At 71.2% G+C, this 13,485-nt stretch carries 17 protein-coding genes and 2 tRNA genes; 7 read left to right on the top strand and 12 right to left on the bottom strand.

The genetic code is table 11. The features are described from left to right. Positions 1-3 precede the first annotated feature (3 nt). Entirely contained in the window at positions 4-1,044 is a 1,041-nt protein-coding gene (locus tag FHP06_RS00305) for a phosphatase PAP2 family protein (RefSeq protein ID WP_147682691.1), read from the top strand. 9 nt (positions 1,045-1,053) lie between these two features. Then, positions 1,054-1,875 carry an acyl carrier protein gene (locus tag FHP06_RS00300; RefSeq protein ID WP_147682689.1) on the top strand — a complete coding sequence of 274 codons (822 nt, stop codon included), beginning with the start codon at positions 1,054-1,056 and terminating at the stop codon, positions 1,873-1,875. 164 nt (positions 1,876-2,039) lie between these two features. Here FHP06_RS00300 and FHP06_RS00295 read toward each other — a convergent pair whose 3' ends face one another. Then, positions 2,040-2,540 (bottom strand): DUF3145 domain-containing protein, encoded by a 501-nt coding sequence (locus FHP06_RS00295; protein ID WP_147682687.1) that lies wholly within the window; start codon positions 2,538-2,540, stop codon positions 2,040-2,042. A 165-nt stretch (positions 2,541-2,705) separates the two neighbouring features. On the opposite strand from FHP06_RS00295, the gene FHP06_RS00290 reads away from it, so the two are divergent. Beyond that, entirely contained in the window at positions 2,706-3,032 is a 327-nt protein-coding gene (locus FHP06_RS00290; protein ID WP_147682685.1) for a GNAT family N-acetyltransferase, read from the top strand. Here FHP06_RS00290 and FHP06_RS00285 read toward each other — a convergent pair. Continuing rightward, positions 3,013-3,435, bottom strand: coding sequence for a phosphatase domain-containing protein (locus tag FHP06_RS00285; protein ID WP_147682683.1), 423 nt, complete (start codon positions 3,433-3,435; stop codon positions 3,013-3,015). The genes FHP06_RS00290 and FHP06_RS00285 overlap by 20 nt on opposite strands. Position 3,436: 1 nt before the next feature. Then, positions 3,437-3,510, bottom strand: a tRNA-Ile gene (locus FHP06_RS00280). Positions 3,511-3,534: 24 nt separating this feature from the next. On the opposite strand from FHP06_RS00280, the gene FHP06_RS00275 reads away from it, so the two are divergent. Continuing rightward, positions 3,535-4,275, top strand: coding sequence for a PIG-L deacetylase family protein (locus FHP06_RS00275; protein WP_147682680.1), 741 nt, complete (start codon positions 3,535-3,537; stop codon positions 4,273-4,275). 9 nt (positions 4,276-4,284) lie between these two features. Then, positions 4,285-4,905, top strand: a complete 621-nt coding sequence (locus FHP06_RS00270; protein ID WP_222706310.1) for a trimeric intracellular cation channel family protein — start codon at positions 4,285-4,287, stop codon at positions 4,903-4,905. Positions 4,906-4,907: 2 nt separating this feature from the next. Here the strand turns inward: FHP06_RS00270 and FHP06_RS00265 are convergent. From FHP06_RS00265 to FHP06_RS00250, 4 genes are all read right to left on the bottom strand, one after another. Then, positions 4,908-4,980, bottom strand: a tRNA-Asn gene (locus FHP06_RS00265). Further along, complete coding sequence (locus FHP06_RS00260) at positions 4,971-5,573, bottom strand: sigma-70 family RNA polymerase sigma factor (RefSeq protein ID WP_147682679.1); 603 nt, start codon at positions 5,571-5,573, stop codon at positions 4,971-4,973. The genes FHP06_RS00265 and FHP06_RS00260 overlap by 10 nt, the downstream gene beginning before the upstream one ends. Before the next feature lie 78 nt (positions 5,574-5,651). Next, positions 5,652-7,523 (bottom strand): DNA primase, encoded by a 1,872-nt coding sequence (gene dnaG / locus FHP06_RS00255; RefSeq protein ID WP_147682677.1) that lies wholly within the window; start codon positions 7,521-7,523, stop codon positions 5,652-5,654. A gap of 24 nt (positions 7,524-7,547) precedes the next feature. Next, positions 7,548-8,777, bottom strand: coding sequence for a deoxyguanosinetriphosphate triphosphohydrolase (locus FHP06_RS00250; protein WP_147682675.1), 1,230 nt, complete (start codon positions 8,775-8,777; stop codon positions 7,548-7,550). 60 nt (positions 8,778-8,837) lie between these two features. On the opposite strand from FHP06_RS00250, the gene FHP06_RS00245 reads away from it, so the two are divergent. Beyond that, entirely contained in the window at positions 8,838-9,413 is a 576-nt protein-coding gene (locus FHP06_RS00245) for a hypothetical protein (RefSeq protein WP_147682673.1), read from the top strand. Between the two features lie 4 nt (positions 9,414-9,417). Here the strand turns inward: FHP06_RS00245 and mutM are convergent, their stop codons facing one another. From mutM to FHP06_RS00225, 4 genes are read right to left on the bottom strand one after another with little or no spacing between them, the layout of a single operon-like run. Then, positions 9,418-10,269, bottom strand: a complete 852-nt coding sequence (gene mutM / locus FHP06_RS00240; RefSeq protein ID WP_147682672.1) for a bifunctional DNA-formamidopyrimidine glycosylase/DNA-(apurinic or apyrimidinic site) lyase — start codon at positions 10,267-10,269, stop codon at positions 9,418-9,420. Beyond that, the gene (gene rnc, locus FHP06_RS00235) at positions 10,262-10,963 is read right to left on the bottom strand and encodes a ribonuclease III (RefSeq protein ID WP_147682670.1); all 702 of its coding nucleotides are present in this window, start codon (positions 10,961-10,963) and stop codon (positions 10,262-10,264) included. Before rnc ends, mutM begins: the two co-directional genes overlap by 8 nt. Positions 10,964-10,979: 16 nt before the next feature. After that, positions 10,980-11,165, bottom strand: a complete 186-nt coding sequence (gene rpmF, locus FHP06_RS00230) for a 50S ribosomal protein L32 (RefSeq protein ID WP_147682669.1) — start codon at positions 11,163-11,165, stop codon at positions 10,980-10,982. Positions 11,166-11,167: 2 nt separating this feature from the next. Then, a complete protein-coding gene (locus FHP06_RS00225; RefSeq protein WP_147682667.1) occupies positions 11,168-11,746 on the bottom strand; it encodes a YceD family protein in 579 nt (192 codons plus the stop codon). Positions 11,747-11,805: 59 nt separating this feature from the next. On the opposite strand from FHP06_RS00225, the gene dinB reads away from it, so the two are divergent. Beyond that, complete coding sequence (dinB, locus tag FHP06_RS00220) at positions 11,806-13,008, top strand: DNA polymerase IV (RefSeq protein WP_147682665.1); 1,203 nt, start codon at positions 11,806-11,808, stop codon at positions 13,006-13,008. On the opposite strand, the gene coaD is transcribed toward dinB, so the two are convergent. Next, positions 13,005-13,484: a pantetheine-phosphate adenylyltransferase gene (gene coaD / locus FHP06_RS00215; RefSeq protein ID WP_147682664.1), complete on the bottom strand. Its 480-nt coding sequence runs from the start codon at positions 13,482-13,484 to the stop codon at positions 13,005-13,007. The genes dinB and coaD overlap by 4 nt on opposite strands. Position 13,485: the final 1 nt, after the last annotated feature.

Here is a 13,485-nt window from a genome sequence, read left to right as displayed (position 1 = left end):
GTCATGCGTCGATGGCCCTACACCTTCGTGGTGTTCGTGTCCGTCGCCATCTCGGTCACGGCGATCGTCTACTCGCAGACCCTGGACCTGCCGCTGCGCGACCCCGAGGGCTTCCTCGGCCCGGCGTACGTCCGCCTCCCCGCGCTCGGCCTGCTGTTCTTCGCCGCGGGCATCATCCCTCCGGCGATCAAGCGGTACGGGCTCCGTCGGATGTTCCCCGGCATCCGGGAGATCGTCCGCGAGGAGTGGACCTGGAAGCGGGTCATCTACATCGCGACCGGCCTGCTGAGCTTCTACGCCTGCTACGTCAGCTACCGGAACCTGAAGAGCTTCCTCCCGGTCATCCGCAAGGACGTGCTGTTCGACGTCGACCTGCTGCGCCTCGACCACTGGCTGATGTTCGGCCACAACCCGGCGAGCCTCCTGCACGACCTGCTCGGCACCGGGATCGTCGCGGACTTCCTGGCGTTCTCCTACATCAGCTACCTCACCCTCGTGCCGATCTCCCTCGGTGCGGTCCTCGTCCTCGACCGGAACCTGTCCGTCGGGGCCTGGTACGCCACGGCCGTGAGCCTCAACTGGGTGCTCGGCGTCATCAGCTACTACGCCCTGCCGACGCTCGGCCCGGCCTTCGCGCAGCCGCAGTCCTTCGCCGACCTGCCGGAGACCGGCGTCACGGCGTTGCAGCAGAGCTTGTTCTCGCACGGGGTGGAGTCCAAAGCAGACCCGGCGAACGGCCCCATCTACGGCATCGCGGGCTTCGCGTCCCTGCACGTCTCCGTGGTCGTGACGGCCGCCCTGTTCATGTCCCGCACGGGTCAGCGCGCCGCCCTGCAGATCTTCGCGTGGGTCTTCCTCGGCATCACCGTGACGGCCACCATCTACTTCGGCTGGCACTACATCGCCGACGACGTCGCAGGCGCGGTCATCGGCTGGATGTCCGTCTCACTGGGCGCCTGGGCCACCGGCAACCGGGGCAGACGCAGACGTCGCGGGCTCGAGGACGACCTCGATCCCGAGCCCGTCCCCGCCGGCGCTCAGTAGAATCACCAGGTGCCCTCCGCCGACGACGTCCGCCCCGTCCTGACCGACATCATCGTGTCGGTCGTCGGGTGCGACCCCGAGGACGTCGAGGACCAGGCGCGCCTGAAAGCCCTGGGCGTCGACTCGCTGGCCGTCGTGGAGATCGCTGACGAGCTCGGCCGGCGCTTCGACCTGTACCTCGAGGACGACACCGTCAACGAGCTCCACACGGTGGGAGACGCGATCTCCGCGGTCGTGCACCACGCCGGGAGCGCGGCTCCCGCGCCCGTCGCGGCGGGATTCGCCGACGCGGGCGCGACGCCCACGCCCACCCAGCGGATCAGCGCCGATCCCGAGCGCCGCCGGGCGCTACGCCGATTCGCCGGCTGGTTCGCCGTCACGGGCGCCGCGGTCGGCATCGTGCTCGGCCTCGGCGGCGCCGCCCTGGTGAGCGCCACTGGCCTCGGGTCCACCGACCTGCCGCCCATCGCGCAGCCCACGACCCCGGCCCCCACCCCGACGCCCACGGAGACCGCCACTCCCGAGCCCGAGCCGGACTCCACGGCCGAGCCGGACCCGACGCTCGTCATCTCCGACACCCAGGTGTCCCCCGGCCAGCGGTTCGCGCTGGAGGGCCGCTTCCCGACGCTCGACCGCGGCGTCGAGCTCCAGGTCCAGGTCCGGGACAAGGGCGAGGACTGGGACGACTTCCCCGTCACCACCAAGGTCCGCGACGGCAGCGGCAAGTACCGCACCGAGATCTACACGTCGCGCACCGGCGAGCGCGACTTCCGCGTCGTCCAGAAGGACGCGAACCTCGAGACCCCGTCGGTGACGGTGCAGATCGGCTGAGCCTTACCGGTGGTCGAGTGCCTCCGCGAGCGCCAGCGAGCTGGAGGTGTATCGAGACCACGTCGCCCGAGCCTGACTCCTCACCGGGTCTCGTCAGATGGGCGCCTTCGGCGCAGTCGCTCGACCTGGCCGCACGCTCGCGCGCCGAGCGCGCTCGGTGCGCCTCAGATGACCTGGTGCAGCCAGCGCACCGGGGCGCCGGAGCCGGCGTGCCGGAACGGCTCGAGCTCAGCGTCCCAGGCGACACCGAGGAGGCCGTCGAGCGCCTGGTCCATCGTGATCTCGCCGAGTGCGGCCTTCACCCGGAAGGCCTTGATCCGGTCCTCCGGGATCAGCACGTCGCCGTGCAGGCCGGTCATGGCGTGGAAGATGCCAAGCGTGGGCGTGTAGCTGTACCGGGCGCCCTCGCTGGAGGCGGTCGGCTCCTCGGTGACCTCGAAGCGCAGCATCTCCCAGCCGCGCAGCGTGGAGGCGAGCGCCGCGGCGCTGCCGACGTCGGCCTGCCAGGACAGCTCCGTGCGGTAGGTGCCGGTCTCGGCGGGCTGCGGCACCCAGTCGACGTCGACGGTGCCGCCGAGCACGCCGGCGGCCGCCCACTCGACGTGCGGGCACAGCGCAGAGGGCGCGGAGTGGACGTACAAGACGCCACGGGTCGGGATGCTCATGGTGCCTCCTGGTCTCGAGAACCCGTCTTCCCCAACGTCTCTCGAGCTGAGCACCGAGCGTTCCGCTCGCGCACTCACATTCTGCCCCATGGGCACCACCTCCACCAAGCGTCTGGCAAACACGCTGGTGATGCGGTGTTTGCCGGCGCTTGGGAAGATGGAGCCATGGGGAACACCGTCACGGACAACGACGCCGCATCGCGCTTCGAGATCACCGTCGACGGGGAGCTCGCCGGCTATCTGGACTACCGGGAGCACCAGGGCGAGTACGCGCTGCCGCACACCCGGGTCCTCACCCAGTTCGAGGGTCGCGGCATCGGCTCGGAGCTCGTCGTCTCGGCCCTGGAGACCATCCGGGAGCGCGGCGGCACGGTGCTGCCGTACTGCCCGTTCGTGCCGAAGGTGATGCGCGACCACCCGGAGCTCATCGACCTGGTGCCGGAGGACGAGCGCGGAACGTTCGGCCTCGACGTCACACAGCGTGCACGGTGATCCCGCGCGACTCCCACAGCTCCACGATGTCGGCGCTGTCCTCCCACGCCTCCGTCACCGCGTAGCCGTCGGCCAGGATCTGGTCGAGCATCTCGGCCTTCACCACGTGGTCCGGCCGGTAGTCGCCGACCACGCGCATCACGAGCGCGTCGTAGGGGATGTCGTGCGCCACGAGCCAGTCGAGGCTGAGGTCCCGCCACACGAACTCGCGTGACGTGACCACGAGGACCGCCTTGCCGGCGTCCTTCGCCGCGCGGACCGCCTCCAGGACGTCGGCCCGCGGCGGGCAGTCCGCCGACGCCGCGTGGAACGCCGAGAAATCGCGGTCCTCGCCCTCGACGTGATGGAGGATCGACGTCACGTCGCACAGCGTGCCGTCGAGGTCGGCGATGACTGCATCCATGTGGGGAGGGTGGGGCTCGAACCCACGACCGAAGGATTATGAGTCCTCTGCTCTGACCGGCTGAGCTACCTCCCCGCGTCGCGGCGTTAGCCTAGCCGGATGGAGCCGACACCCCTGGAGCCCGTGGACGAGTTGTGGGAGCGCGCGCTGGTGGTGGTCGCCCATCCCGACGACGTGGAGTTCGGTGCCGCCGCCGCGATCGCCCGCTGGACCGACCAGGGCAAGACCGTCGTCTACTGCATGGTGACCAGCGGCGAAGCCGGGATCGACGGGATGGACCCGGACGAGGCACGCCGGGTGCGCGAGGCCGAGCAGGTCGAGTCGGCGCGCATCGTCGGCGTCGACACGGTCGACTTCCTCGGCCTCCCGGACGGCGTCATCGAGTACGGGGTGCCACTGCGTCGTGAGATCGCCGCGGTCATCCGCAAGCACAAGCCGGACATCGTCATCACCAACAACTTCCGGGAGAACTGGGGCGGCAGCATGCCGAACCAGCCCGACCACATCGCCGTCGGCCGGGCCGCGCTCGACGCCACGGGCGACGCCGGGAACCGCTGGATCTTCGCCGAGCAGCTCGTCGACGGGCTCGAGCCGTGGGGCGACACGAAGCAGGTCTGGGCGGCCGGCTCGCCCGACTCCCGGCACGGCGTCGACACCACCGAGACGTTCGACCGCGGGGTCGAGTCGCTCAAGGCGCACCGGGCCTACATCGAGGGTCTGGGCTGGGAGCACTTCGACCCGGCCGAGTTCCTGGAGGGCACGTCGCGCCCGGCGGGCAGCCGGCTCGGCGTCACGTACGGCACGCCGTTCGAGGTCTTCTCCCGCGTCTGGGGCGAGTGACCACCGGCCGTGACCGACGTCCTGCTCGACGTCCTGGAGCTGTCCGGCGTCTTCACCTTCGCCCTCACCGGTGCGCTGGTGGGGGTGCGCAAGGACCTCGACGTGCTCGGCATCCTCGTGCTGGCGCTCGTGACCGGGCTCGGCGGCGGCATCGTCCGTGACCTGCTGATCGGGCACGTCCCGCCGCACGCGCTGGAGGACTGGCCGCTCCCGGCCACCGCCACGGCCGCGGCGGTCGTCGTGTACTTCCTGCACGGACCGGTGCAGCGGCTCGGCCGGTCGATCCTGCTCCTCGACAGCATCGGGCTGTCCGTGTTCTGCGTGAGCGGCACGGTGGCAGCGGCCCACGCGGGCCTGTCGGTCGGCGCGGCCACGGCGCTCGGTGCGGTGACGGCCGTCGGCGGCGGCGTCATCCGCGACGTGCTGACGGCCGAGGTCCCGCTGATCTTCCGTGGCGAGCTGTACGCCCTGCCCGCACTGCTGGGGGCACTCGTCAGCGCCGTGGTGGAGGAGGCCGACGGACCGGCTCCGCTCTACCTGCTGGCCGCCGCGCTCTGCCTGGTCTGGCGGCTGCTGGCCGTGCGCCGCGGGTGGTCGGCTCCGAGCGCCTGGCGCCGGCGAGCCTGGTGAAGCTCCCCCGGTTGGACTCGAACCAACAACCCTCCGGTTAACAGCCGAATGCTCTGCCAATTGAGCTACAGGGGATCGACTCCTCGTCGAGGAGCACGGTCACACACCTTAGCAAGGTGACCTCGCAAGTACCGCATCGCCCGGGCCTCTCGGACGCGCACCTGAGCCTCGGTGAGATCGAGCATCTCGCCGACCTTTCGGCGTGACCGAGGGATGCCGCCCGGCTCGCCGATCCGGAACCGCACGGTCACCACCTCCACGAGGTCGCGGGGCAGCACGGCGAGCAGGGAACGGAGGTCCTCGGCGGGCTCCGGAGGGGCTGGCGACGGCGCCTCGTCGAGCCGTTCCGACGGCGACTCCGGCCGGCTCCGGGGCTGCATGGCGTGCGTGATCCACGGCCAGGCGTACGTGGCCAGGCGGCACCCGCGATCGGGGTCGAACCGGTCGACGGCGGCCATCAAGGCGAGGGTCCCCTCCTGGATGGCCTCGTGGAGCGCGTCGCCGCGGTGGCCGAGGCTCTGCGCCCGCAGCACGACGAGGCGCAGGCTGTCCTCGACGAGCTGTCGCCGGGCCACGGCGTCACCGGCGCGCGCGGCAACGGCGAGCCGGTGCTCGCGCTCCGCGTCCATCGCAGGTCTCTGCATCAGCAACGCCAGCACCCTGTCCACGACCCCAGCCTGACCGGCACGAACGCCGATCGGACGGCCTCCGCGCGACCCTGTGGACGCCGCGAGGCCTGGGGACGGTCAGGCGCCGATGGCGCGGTCGCGCAGGGTGCGGTGCTGCTGCTCCAGCGCGATCAGCTCGCCGAACATCCGGTTGTAGCTCTCGGTCTGCTCCACCGGGTTGGTGCGCTGCAGCTTGGACTTCAGCTCGGTGATGCGGCGCGCAAGCGTGAGCGCCTGCAGCTGGGCGATGATCGACGCGATGACGGCCGGCGAGTCGCCGCGCATGCGCAGCGGCTCGACCGCGGCGACCGACAGCACGCGGCGGAGGTCGTCGGACGGCAGGGCGTCGGAGATGCGCGGGACCCAGGACGGGTCCGGCTGGTCCGGCCAGCCCTGGGCGCTGAAGTGCCGCCACAGCTCCTGGGCCACCGGGTGGGTGAAGTCGTTCTCCGCGACGTCGTCGACCAGCGGACCCGCGAGGTGTGGGTACTGGGCGAAGACCTTGAGCGCCTCGCGCTCGTCAGCGAACTCCGGGGCGCCGAAGCTCGCGAACGGCGCCGGCTCCGCGGCCGGCTCCTCCTCGGCCACGGGCCGGCGCGGCTGCTGCTGCGGCGCGCTCTTGCTGCGGCGGTGCTCCGCGCGCACCTGGTCGACGTCGAGGCCGACCTTCGTGGCCACCTCGCGCAGGAACTCCTCGACCTTGCTCTTGTCGCGGATCGCAGAGGCGAGCCGCACCGACTCGCGGACGGCATCGATGCGCTGGTCGCCGCGGTCGAGGTCGTAGCGGGCGAGCGTGTTCTCCAGCACGAAGCGGTACAGCGGGACGCGAGAGGCGACCAGGTCGCGGACCGCGGCGTCGCCGTCGGCCAGGCGGAGGTCGCACGGGTCCATGCCGCGGGGCTCGACCGCGACGTAGGTCTGCGCCACGAACTGCTGGTCGCTGCTGAACGTCTTCATGGCGGCACGCTGGCCGGCCTCGTCACCGTCGAACGTGAAGATGATCTCGCCGCGGAGGGCGTCGTGGTCCAGGAGGACGCGGCGCAGCACCTTGGCGTGCTCCTCGCCGAACGCCGTGCCGCAGGTGGCCACCGCGGTGCGGACACCGGCCTGGTGGCACGCCATGACGTCGGTGTAGCCCTCGACGACGACGGCCCGGCTCTCCGAGGAGATCTGGCGCCGGGCGAGGTCGAGGCCGTACAGGACCTGGCTCTTCTTGTAGATGGGCGTCTCGGAGGTGTTGAGGTACTTGGCCTCGACGCGGTCGTCGTCGAACATCCGGCGGGCGCCGAACCCGATGATCTCGCCGGTCAGCTCGCGGATGGGCCACAGCAGGCGGCCCCGGAACCGGTCGTACAGGCCGCGCTGGCCGCGGGAGGCAAGACCGCCGACGATCAGCTCCTCGTCGGTGAACCCCTTGCCCTTGAGGTGAGCCACGAGCGCCTCGCCGCCGCGGGGTGCGAAGCCCATGCCGAACGTCTCGGCGGCCGACTGGTCGAAGCCGCGGTCGGTGACGAACTGGCGGCCCACCTGCGCGTCGGGCGACGACGTGAGCGTGGTGGCGTAGAACTCGCCGGCCAGCCGGTGCGCCTCGAGCAGCCGCTGGCGCTGGCGGGGGTCGCGCCGTGGACCGGAGGGCGCGTTGCCCTCCTCGTAGCGCAGCTGGATGCCGTACTTGCCGGCCAGCCGCTCCACGGCCTCGACGAACGTCAGCCCCTCGATCTCCTGGAGGAACTTGATGGAGTCGCCACCGACGCCGCAGCCGAAGCAGTGGTAGTAGCCCTGAGCAGGGCGGACGTTGAACGACGGCGACTTCTCGTCGTGGAACGGGCACAGGCCCTTGCGGGACCCGCCGCCGGCGTTGCGGAGCGTGACGTACTGCTCCACGACCTCGTCGATCTTGGCGCGCTCACGGACGAGCTGGATGTCCTCGTCCTTGATGAGCCCTGCCATGGTCGGAATCTTAGGCGTTGCCGCCTACAGCCCGACCCGGTCCGCCCAGACCGGTGCGGAGATGTCCGTGAGGCTGGCGACCTGGTCGACGACGGCGCGCAGCCGGCCGGCGTCGTCGGTCGCGGCGTCGTGGTCGGCGCGCAGGTCCGGCTCCAGGTCACGGCCCTCGTTGGCGACCAGCTGCTCGACCAGTCCGGTGAGCAGCTCGCGCTGCTGGGTGAGCTGCTTCGTGCGGTCCTCCGAGCGCATGACGTAGTGCGCGGCCACCGCCTTCAGGACGGTGATCTCGTCCTTGGTCGCGACGGGCACCTCGAGGTCGGCGCCGTACCGGACGAGCGGGCCGCTCCCCCAGCGCTCGACGGTCGCGGACTGGACCGCGGTGACGAACCGGCCGATGAGCGCGCTGGTCAGGCTCTTCAGCACGGCGCGGGACGCCCGGCTCTCGTCGAGCGGCTCCTGCGGCCACTCGGGCATGTCCTCCAGGCGGCCGAGCGCGGCCGACAGCCGGCCGTCGTCGATCCCGGCGTCGTACCAGTCGCGGGCCACCGCGTAGACGGCCGTCTCGTCGAGCGACGCGAGCTGCAGCGTGAACCAGCCGCTGACCACGCCGTCCTCGACGTCGTGCACCGAGTACGCGACGTCGTCGGCAAGGTCCATCACCTGCGCCTCGATCGGCCGGCGGAGCGGCTCGGCGTCCTCCCGGGCCCAGTCGAAGATCTCCCGGTCGTCGGGGTAGACGCCGAACTTGCCGCCGGCCTCGGCGACCTCGCCCCGCCCCCACGGGTACTTCACGCAGGCCGCGAGCGTGGCGCGGGTGAGGTTGAGCCCGACGCTGCGGCCGTCGGGCGCGAACGTCTTGCCCTCGAGGCGGGTGAGCAGCCGGAGCGTCTGGGCGTTGCCCTCGAAGCCGCCGCACGCCTCGGCGGCCGCGTCGAGCGCGATCTCGCCGTTGTGGCCGAACGGCGGGTGGCCGAGGTCGTGGGCCAGGGCTGCGGAGTCGACGATGTCGGGGTCGCAGCCGAGCGACGCCCCAAGCTCGCGCGCCACCTGCGCGACCTCGAGCGAGTGGGTCAGCCGGTTGCGGACGAAGTCGTCGGTGCCGGCGCCGAGGACCTGGGTCTTGGCGGACAATCGGCGCAGGGCCGAGGAGTGCACGACCCGGGCCCGGTCGCGCTCGAACGGCGTCCGCCCCGCGCGCTTCGGCGGCTCAGCGACGAAGCGGGCGCGCGCCTCGATGCCGTAGGGGTCGTCCATCGCTCGCAGGTTATCCCGATCCCGCGGACGTGCGGCCGATCCCGTGTGATGATCTGCGGCGTGCGATCTCTCGGAGCGAGCGTCCTGGCGGGCGCGATCGGTGGTCTCGTGGTCGGCGGCCTCGGCGGACGGCTGTTCATGTTCGTGCTCGCCCGCATGAATCCGGAGGAGCACGGACGCGACACCGACGACGGCTTCGAGATGGGCCAGTTCACCGTCAGCGGGACGCTGAACCTGCTGGTGGTGACCACGGTCATCGGGATCATCGGCGGGCTCGTGTACCTGGTGCTGCGTGACCTGCGGTTCGGCCCCGCCTGGTTCCGATGGATCAGCCTTCCGGTCGGCGCGACCGTAGCGGTCGGCTCGATGCTGGTGCACAGCGACGGGATCGACTTCCGGGTGCTCGACCCGCAGTGGCTCGCCGTCACGCTCACCCTGGCCGTGCCGTTCCTCTTCACCGTCGTGGTCGCGGCGCTCGGGGACCGGTGGCTCGGCCCGGACGCGGTGATCCGGTGGCCGAACGCGCTGGCCTGGACGCTGCGAGCCGCTTGCGTCGTCGTCCTCGGCGTGTTCCTGGCGGACCTCGTCGACACGCTCCGCGAGCTCGACGACAACCCCTTCCAGTTTCCGGCCTAGCGACTCACCACTTGCCGTGGCGCGGGCGCGGCTGGCAGCGCGGGCAGGTGAACGACGAGCGGTTCATGAAGGCGTCGCGACGGATCGGGGTGCCACATCGCGGACACGGCTCACCCTCCTGCCCGTAGGCCGCGAGCGAGCGGTCGAAGTAGCCGCTCTGACCGTTGACGTTCACGTAGAGGGTGTCGAACGACGTGCCGCCCTGGCCCAGTGCCTCGAGCATGACGGCGTTGACGTGGTGCAGGAGGTCGTCGACCTCCCGGGTGCGCAGGTGCCGCGTGTTCCGCGCGTAGTGCAGCGGGGTGCGCCACAGCGCCTCGTCGGCGTAGATGTTGCCGACACCGGAGATGAGGGTCTGGTCGAGCAGCGCGCGCTTGACGCCGGTCTCGCGCCGCTTCAGCCGGGCGCGGAACTCCGACGGGTCGAACAGCGCGTCCAGCGGGTCGCGGGCGATGTGCGCGATCTCCGGGGGGAGCTCCGCCCCGCCCTCGCTGTACGACATGCCGCCGAACATCCGCTGGTCGGCGAAGAGCAGGCGGCGGCCGTCGTCGAGGTCGAAGGCGATGCGCAGGTGCCGCGGGTCGTCGGCGCCGGCGTCCAGGATCAGGAACTGCCCGCTCATCCCGAGGTGCGCCAGCACGGCGTCGCCACCCTCGAGCGGCAGCCACAGGTACTTGCCGCGTCGCTCGGCACCGGCGATCGTGACACCGGTCAGCCGGTCGGCGAAGTCCTGCGGCCCGGCCTCGTGGCGACGGACGGGGCGCGGGTGGTGCACCGTGACCCGCTCGATCCGCCGGCCGACGACGTGCTCGGCCAGCCCCATGCGGACGACCTCGACCTCGGGGAGCTCAGGCACTGGCGGGTGAGGTGGCGTCGGTCGTGCCGGTGATGGCCCGCCAGGCGATCTCGGCGACCTCCTGCTCGGCCTCCTTCTTGGAGCGGCCGGTGCCACCGGTGAAGACCTGCACGCCGACGTGCACCTCGGCGGTGAACGTCTTGTCGTGGTCGGGGCCCTCGCTCTGCAGCACGTAGCGGGGGACGCCGAGCTCCTCGGTGGCCGCGACCTCCTGCAAGGACGTCTTCCAGTCGAGCCCCGCGCCGAGCTCGGAGGCCTTTTCGATGACGGGGTCGAAGATCGTGTGGATGACCTGTGCCGCGCGCTCGATGCCGAACTGCACGTAGATGGCGCCGATCAGCGCCTCGACGGTGTCGGACAGGATCGACGCCTTGTCGCGGCCGCCAGTAGTCTCCTCGCCGCGTCCGAGCCGGACATGGTCGCCGACGCCCAGCGTGCGGGCCACGGCGGCGAGGGCCTTGGCACTGACGACGGCGGCTCTCAGCTTCGCGAGCTGGCCCTCGGGCAGCTCCGGGTGGTTGGTGAAGAGCGTGTCGGTGACGACGACGCCGAGCACAGAGTCACCCAGGAACTCCAAGCGCTCGTTGTTGGGGACGTTCCCGTTCTCGTACGCGAACGACCGGTGTGTGAGGGCGTGCTGCAGCAACGCGGGGTCGAGATCGGGGACCCCGAGGACCTGAGCCAGCTCCTCCATCGGGCGAACGGCCCGGTCAGAGGACCTGACGACGCTCGCCGCGCGCGCCGTACTGGCCGCACTCGGGGCACACGCGGTGCGGCACGACCTTGGAGTCGCACGCGGGGTTGGCACAGTCGACGAGCGTGGGGGCCTGGGCCTTCCACTGCGACCGGCGGTGACGCGTGTTGCTGCGCGACATCTTCCGCTTCGGAACGGCCACGATTACTCCTTGTTGTCTGTCTCGGTCATCCGGCTCAGCGCCGCCCACCGGGGGTCGATCGCGTCGCCGTGTGTGTGGTCTGGATCATCCGCGAGCCGTGCTCCGCACTCGGGGCACAGTCCCGGACACTCCGGGCCGCACACGGGGTTCTGCGGCAGTGCCAGCACCACCGCGTCCCGCAGGACGGGTTCGAGGTCGAGCAGGTCGCCCTCGAGTGACAGCTCCTCCTCGCCGGCGTCCGCGTAGAGGTAGAGCTCCTGGAAGTCCACGACGATCTCGTCATCGAGGCCCACCAGGCACCGCACGCATTCTCCGGTGGCCTGCGCCGAGGCGGTTCCCGTTGCCAGGACCCCGTCCATGACCGCCTCGAGCCGAAGCTCGATGGCGATGTCCGAACCCTCGGGCACGCCGTAGACGTCGCTGCCCAGGTCGGCCGGTGCGGCGACGGAGAGGTCGAGCGAGCGTTCATTGCCCGGTCGGCGCCCCAGCTCCTGGGTATCGACGACCAGAGGTCCTGACAGCACGTTCGTCCATCCATCGACGTACACGACACATCGGCCTGCACGCAGGCCGTTGATCATCGTACCGGGTGTCCATACACCTGAGCCAATTGGTCACAGGCCGGTGGGAGCCTGCAGTCATGGCCACCGAGGGCACCGTGCTGCACGCCGACCTGGACTCGTTCTTCGCATCGGTCGAGCAGCGCGACGACCCGTCTCTGCTGGGCCGGCCCGTGATCGTCGGCGCGGGCGTCGTCATGGCGTGCAGCTACGAGGCGAAGGCCCGCGGCGTCCGCACGGCGATGGGCGGCCGCCAGGCCCAGCGGCTGTGCCCGGAGGCCGTGGTGGTGCCGCCGCGCATGGACGCCTACTCGGCCGCCAGCAAGGCGGTCTTCGAGGTCTTCCGCGACACCACGCCGCTCGTCGAGGGGATCTCCATCGACGAGGCGTTCCTGGAGGTCGGCGGCCTGCGCCGCATCCGCGGGCAGCCGTCCACCATCGCCGCCCAGCTGCGGGTGGACGTCCGCGACCGGGTGGGCCTGCCGATCTCGGTCGGGGTGGCGCGCACCAAGTACCTCGCCAAGGTGGCCAGCGCCATGTCGAAGCCGGACGGGCTGCTCGTCGTGCACGTCGAGGACGAGCTGCGGTTCCTGCACGCGCTGCCGGTCGAGCGGCTGTGGGGCGTCGGGCCGAAGACGTCGGAGAAGCTGCACTCCGCTCGCCTCCACACGGTGGGCCAGGTGGCGGCGTTCGGGCTCTCCGAGCTGGTGCAGCTGCTCGGGCCGGCCGCGGCGCACCACCTGCATGCCCTCGCTCACAACCGCGACCCGCGCCGCGTCGAGACCGGCCGGCGTCGCCGCTCGATGGGGTCGCAACACGCCGTCGGCCGCGGCCCGCACTCCCCCGCGGAGCTCGACGTGGTCCTGATCGGCCTGGTCGACCGCGTCACTCGCCGCCTGCGTGCCGCCGGCCGGGTGGGCAGCACGGTCACTCTGCGCCTGCGGTTCGACGACTTCACCCGGTCCACGTCGTCGCGCACCCTGCCGCGACCCACGTCCAGCACCGAGACCGTGCTGCAGACCGCGCGTCAGCTGATGCGATCCCGCGCCGACGAGATCGCCGACCGCGGCTGCACCCTGGTCGGCATCTCGGTGAACGGTCTCGACGACCACCCGGCCCAGCTCGTGCTCCCGTTCACCGCGTCCAGCGGCCGGGCACTCGACAGTGCAGCACTGGAAGGGGCCGTCGATGCCGTCCGCGACAAGTACGGCTCCAAGGCCGTGCGGCGGGCCGCGCAGATCGGGCGCTCCGAGCGCGCGCCGATGCCGATCCTCCCGGACTAGCTCTCGGCGAAGCGCTGGGTCATCTGCTCCAGCACGAAGTCGGGCACGAGCCGGCTGACGTCGCCGCCCCCCTTGGCGACCTCCTTGACCAGGCTGGACGCCAGGTAGGAGTACTCCGGGCTGGTGGGGATGAAGATCGTGTCGACGTCGGTGAGGCTGCTGTTCATCTGGGCCATCTGCAGCTCGTAGTCGAAGTCGGAGACGGCGCGCAGGCCCTTGACGATGGCCGAGACGTCGTTCTCGGTGCAGAAGTCCACGAGCAGGCCGGTGAACGACGCGACGGTGACGTTGGGCAGCTCCGTGGTGGCGCGGCCCAGCATGTCGATGCGCTCGTCGATGGAGAACAGCGAGGACTTCTTCTCGTTCACCAGGACCGCGACGACGACCTCGTCGAACAGACGGGAGGCGCGGCCGACGATGTCGAGATGACCGTTGGTGACCGGGTCGAACGAGCCGGGGCACACGACCTTCGTCATG

The sequence above is a fragment of the Aeromicrobium terrae genome (genome assembly GCF_008039565.1).
In the GTDB taxonomy this organism is placed as follows: Bacteria; Actinomycetota; Actinomycetes; order Propionibacteriales; family Nocardioidaceae; genus Aeromicrobium; species Aeromicrobium terrae.
Note: the sequence above shows the minus strand (reverse complement) of the source record. Positions and strands in the feature narration are given on the sequence as shown.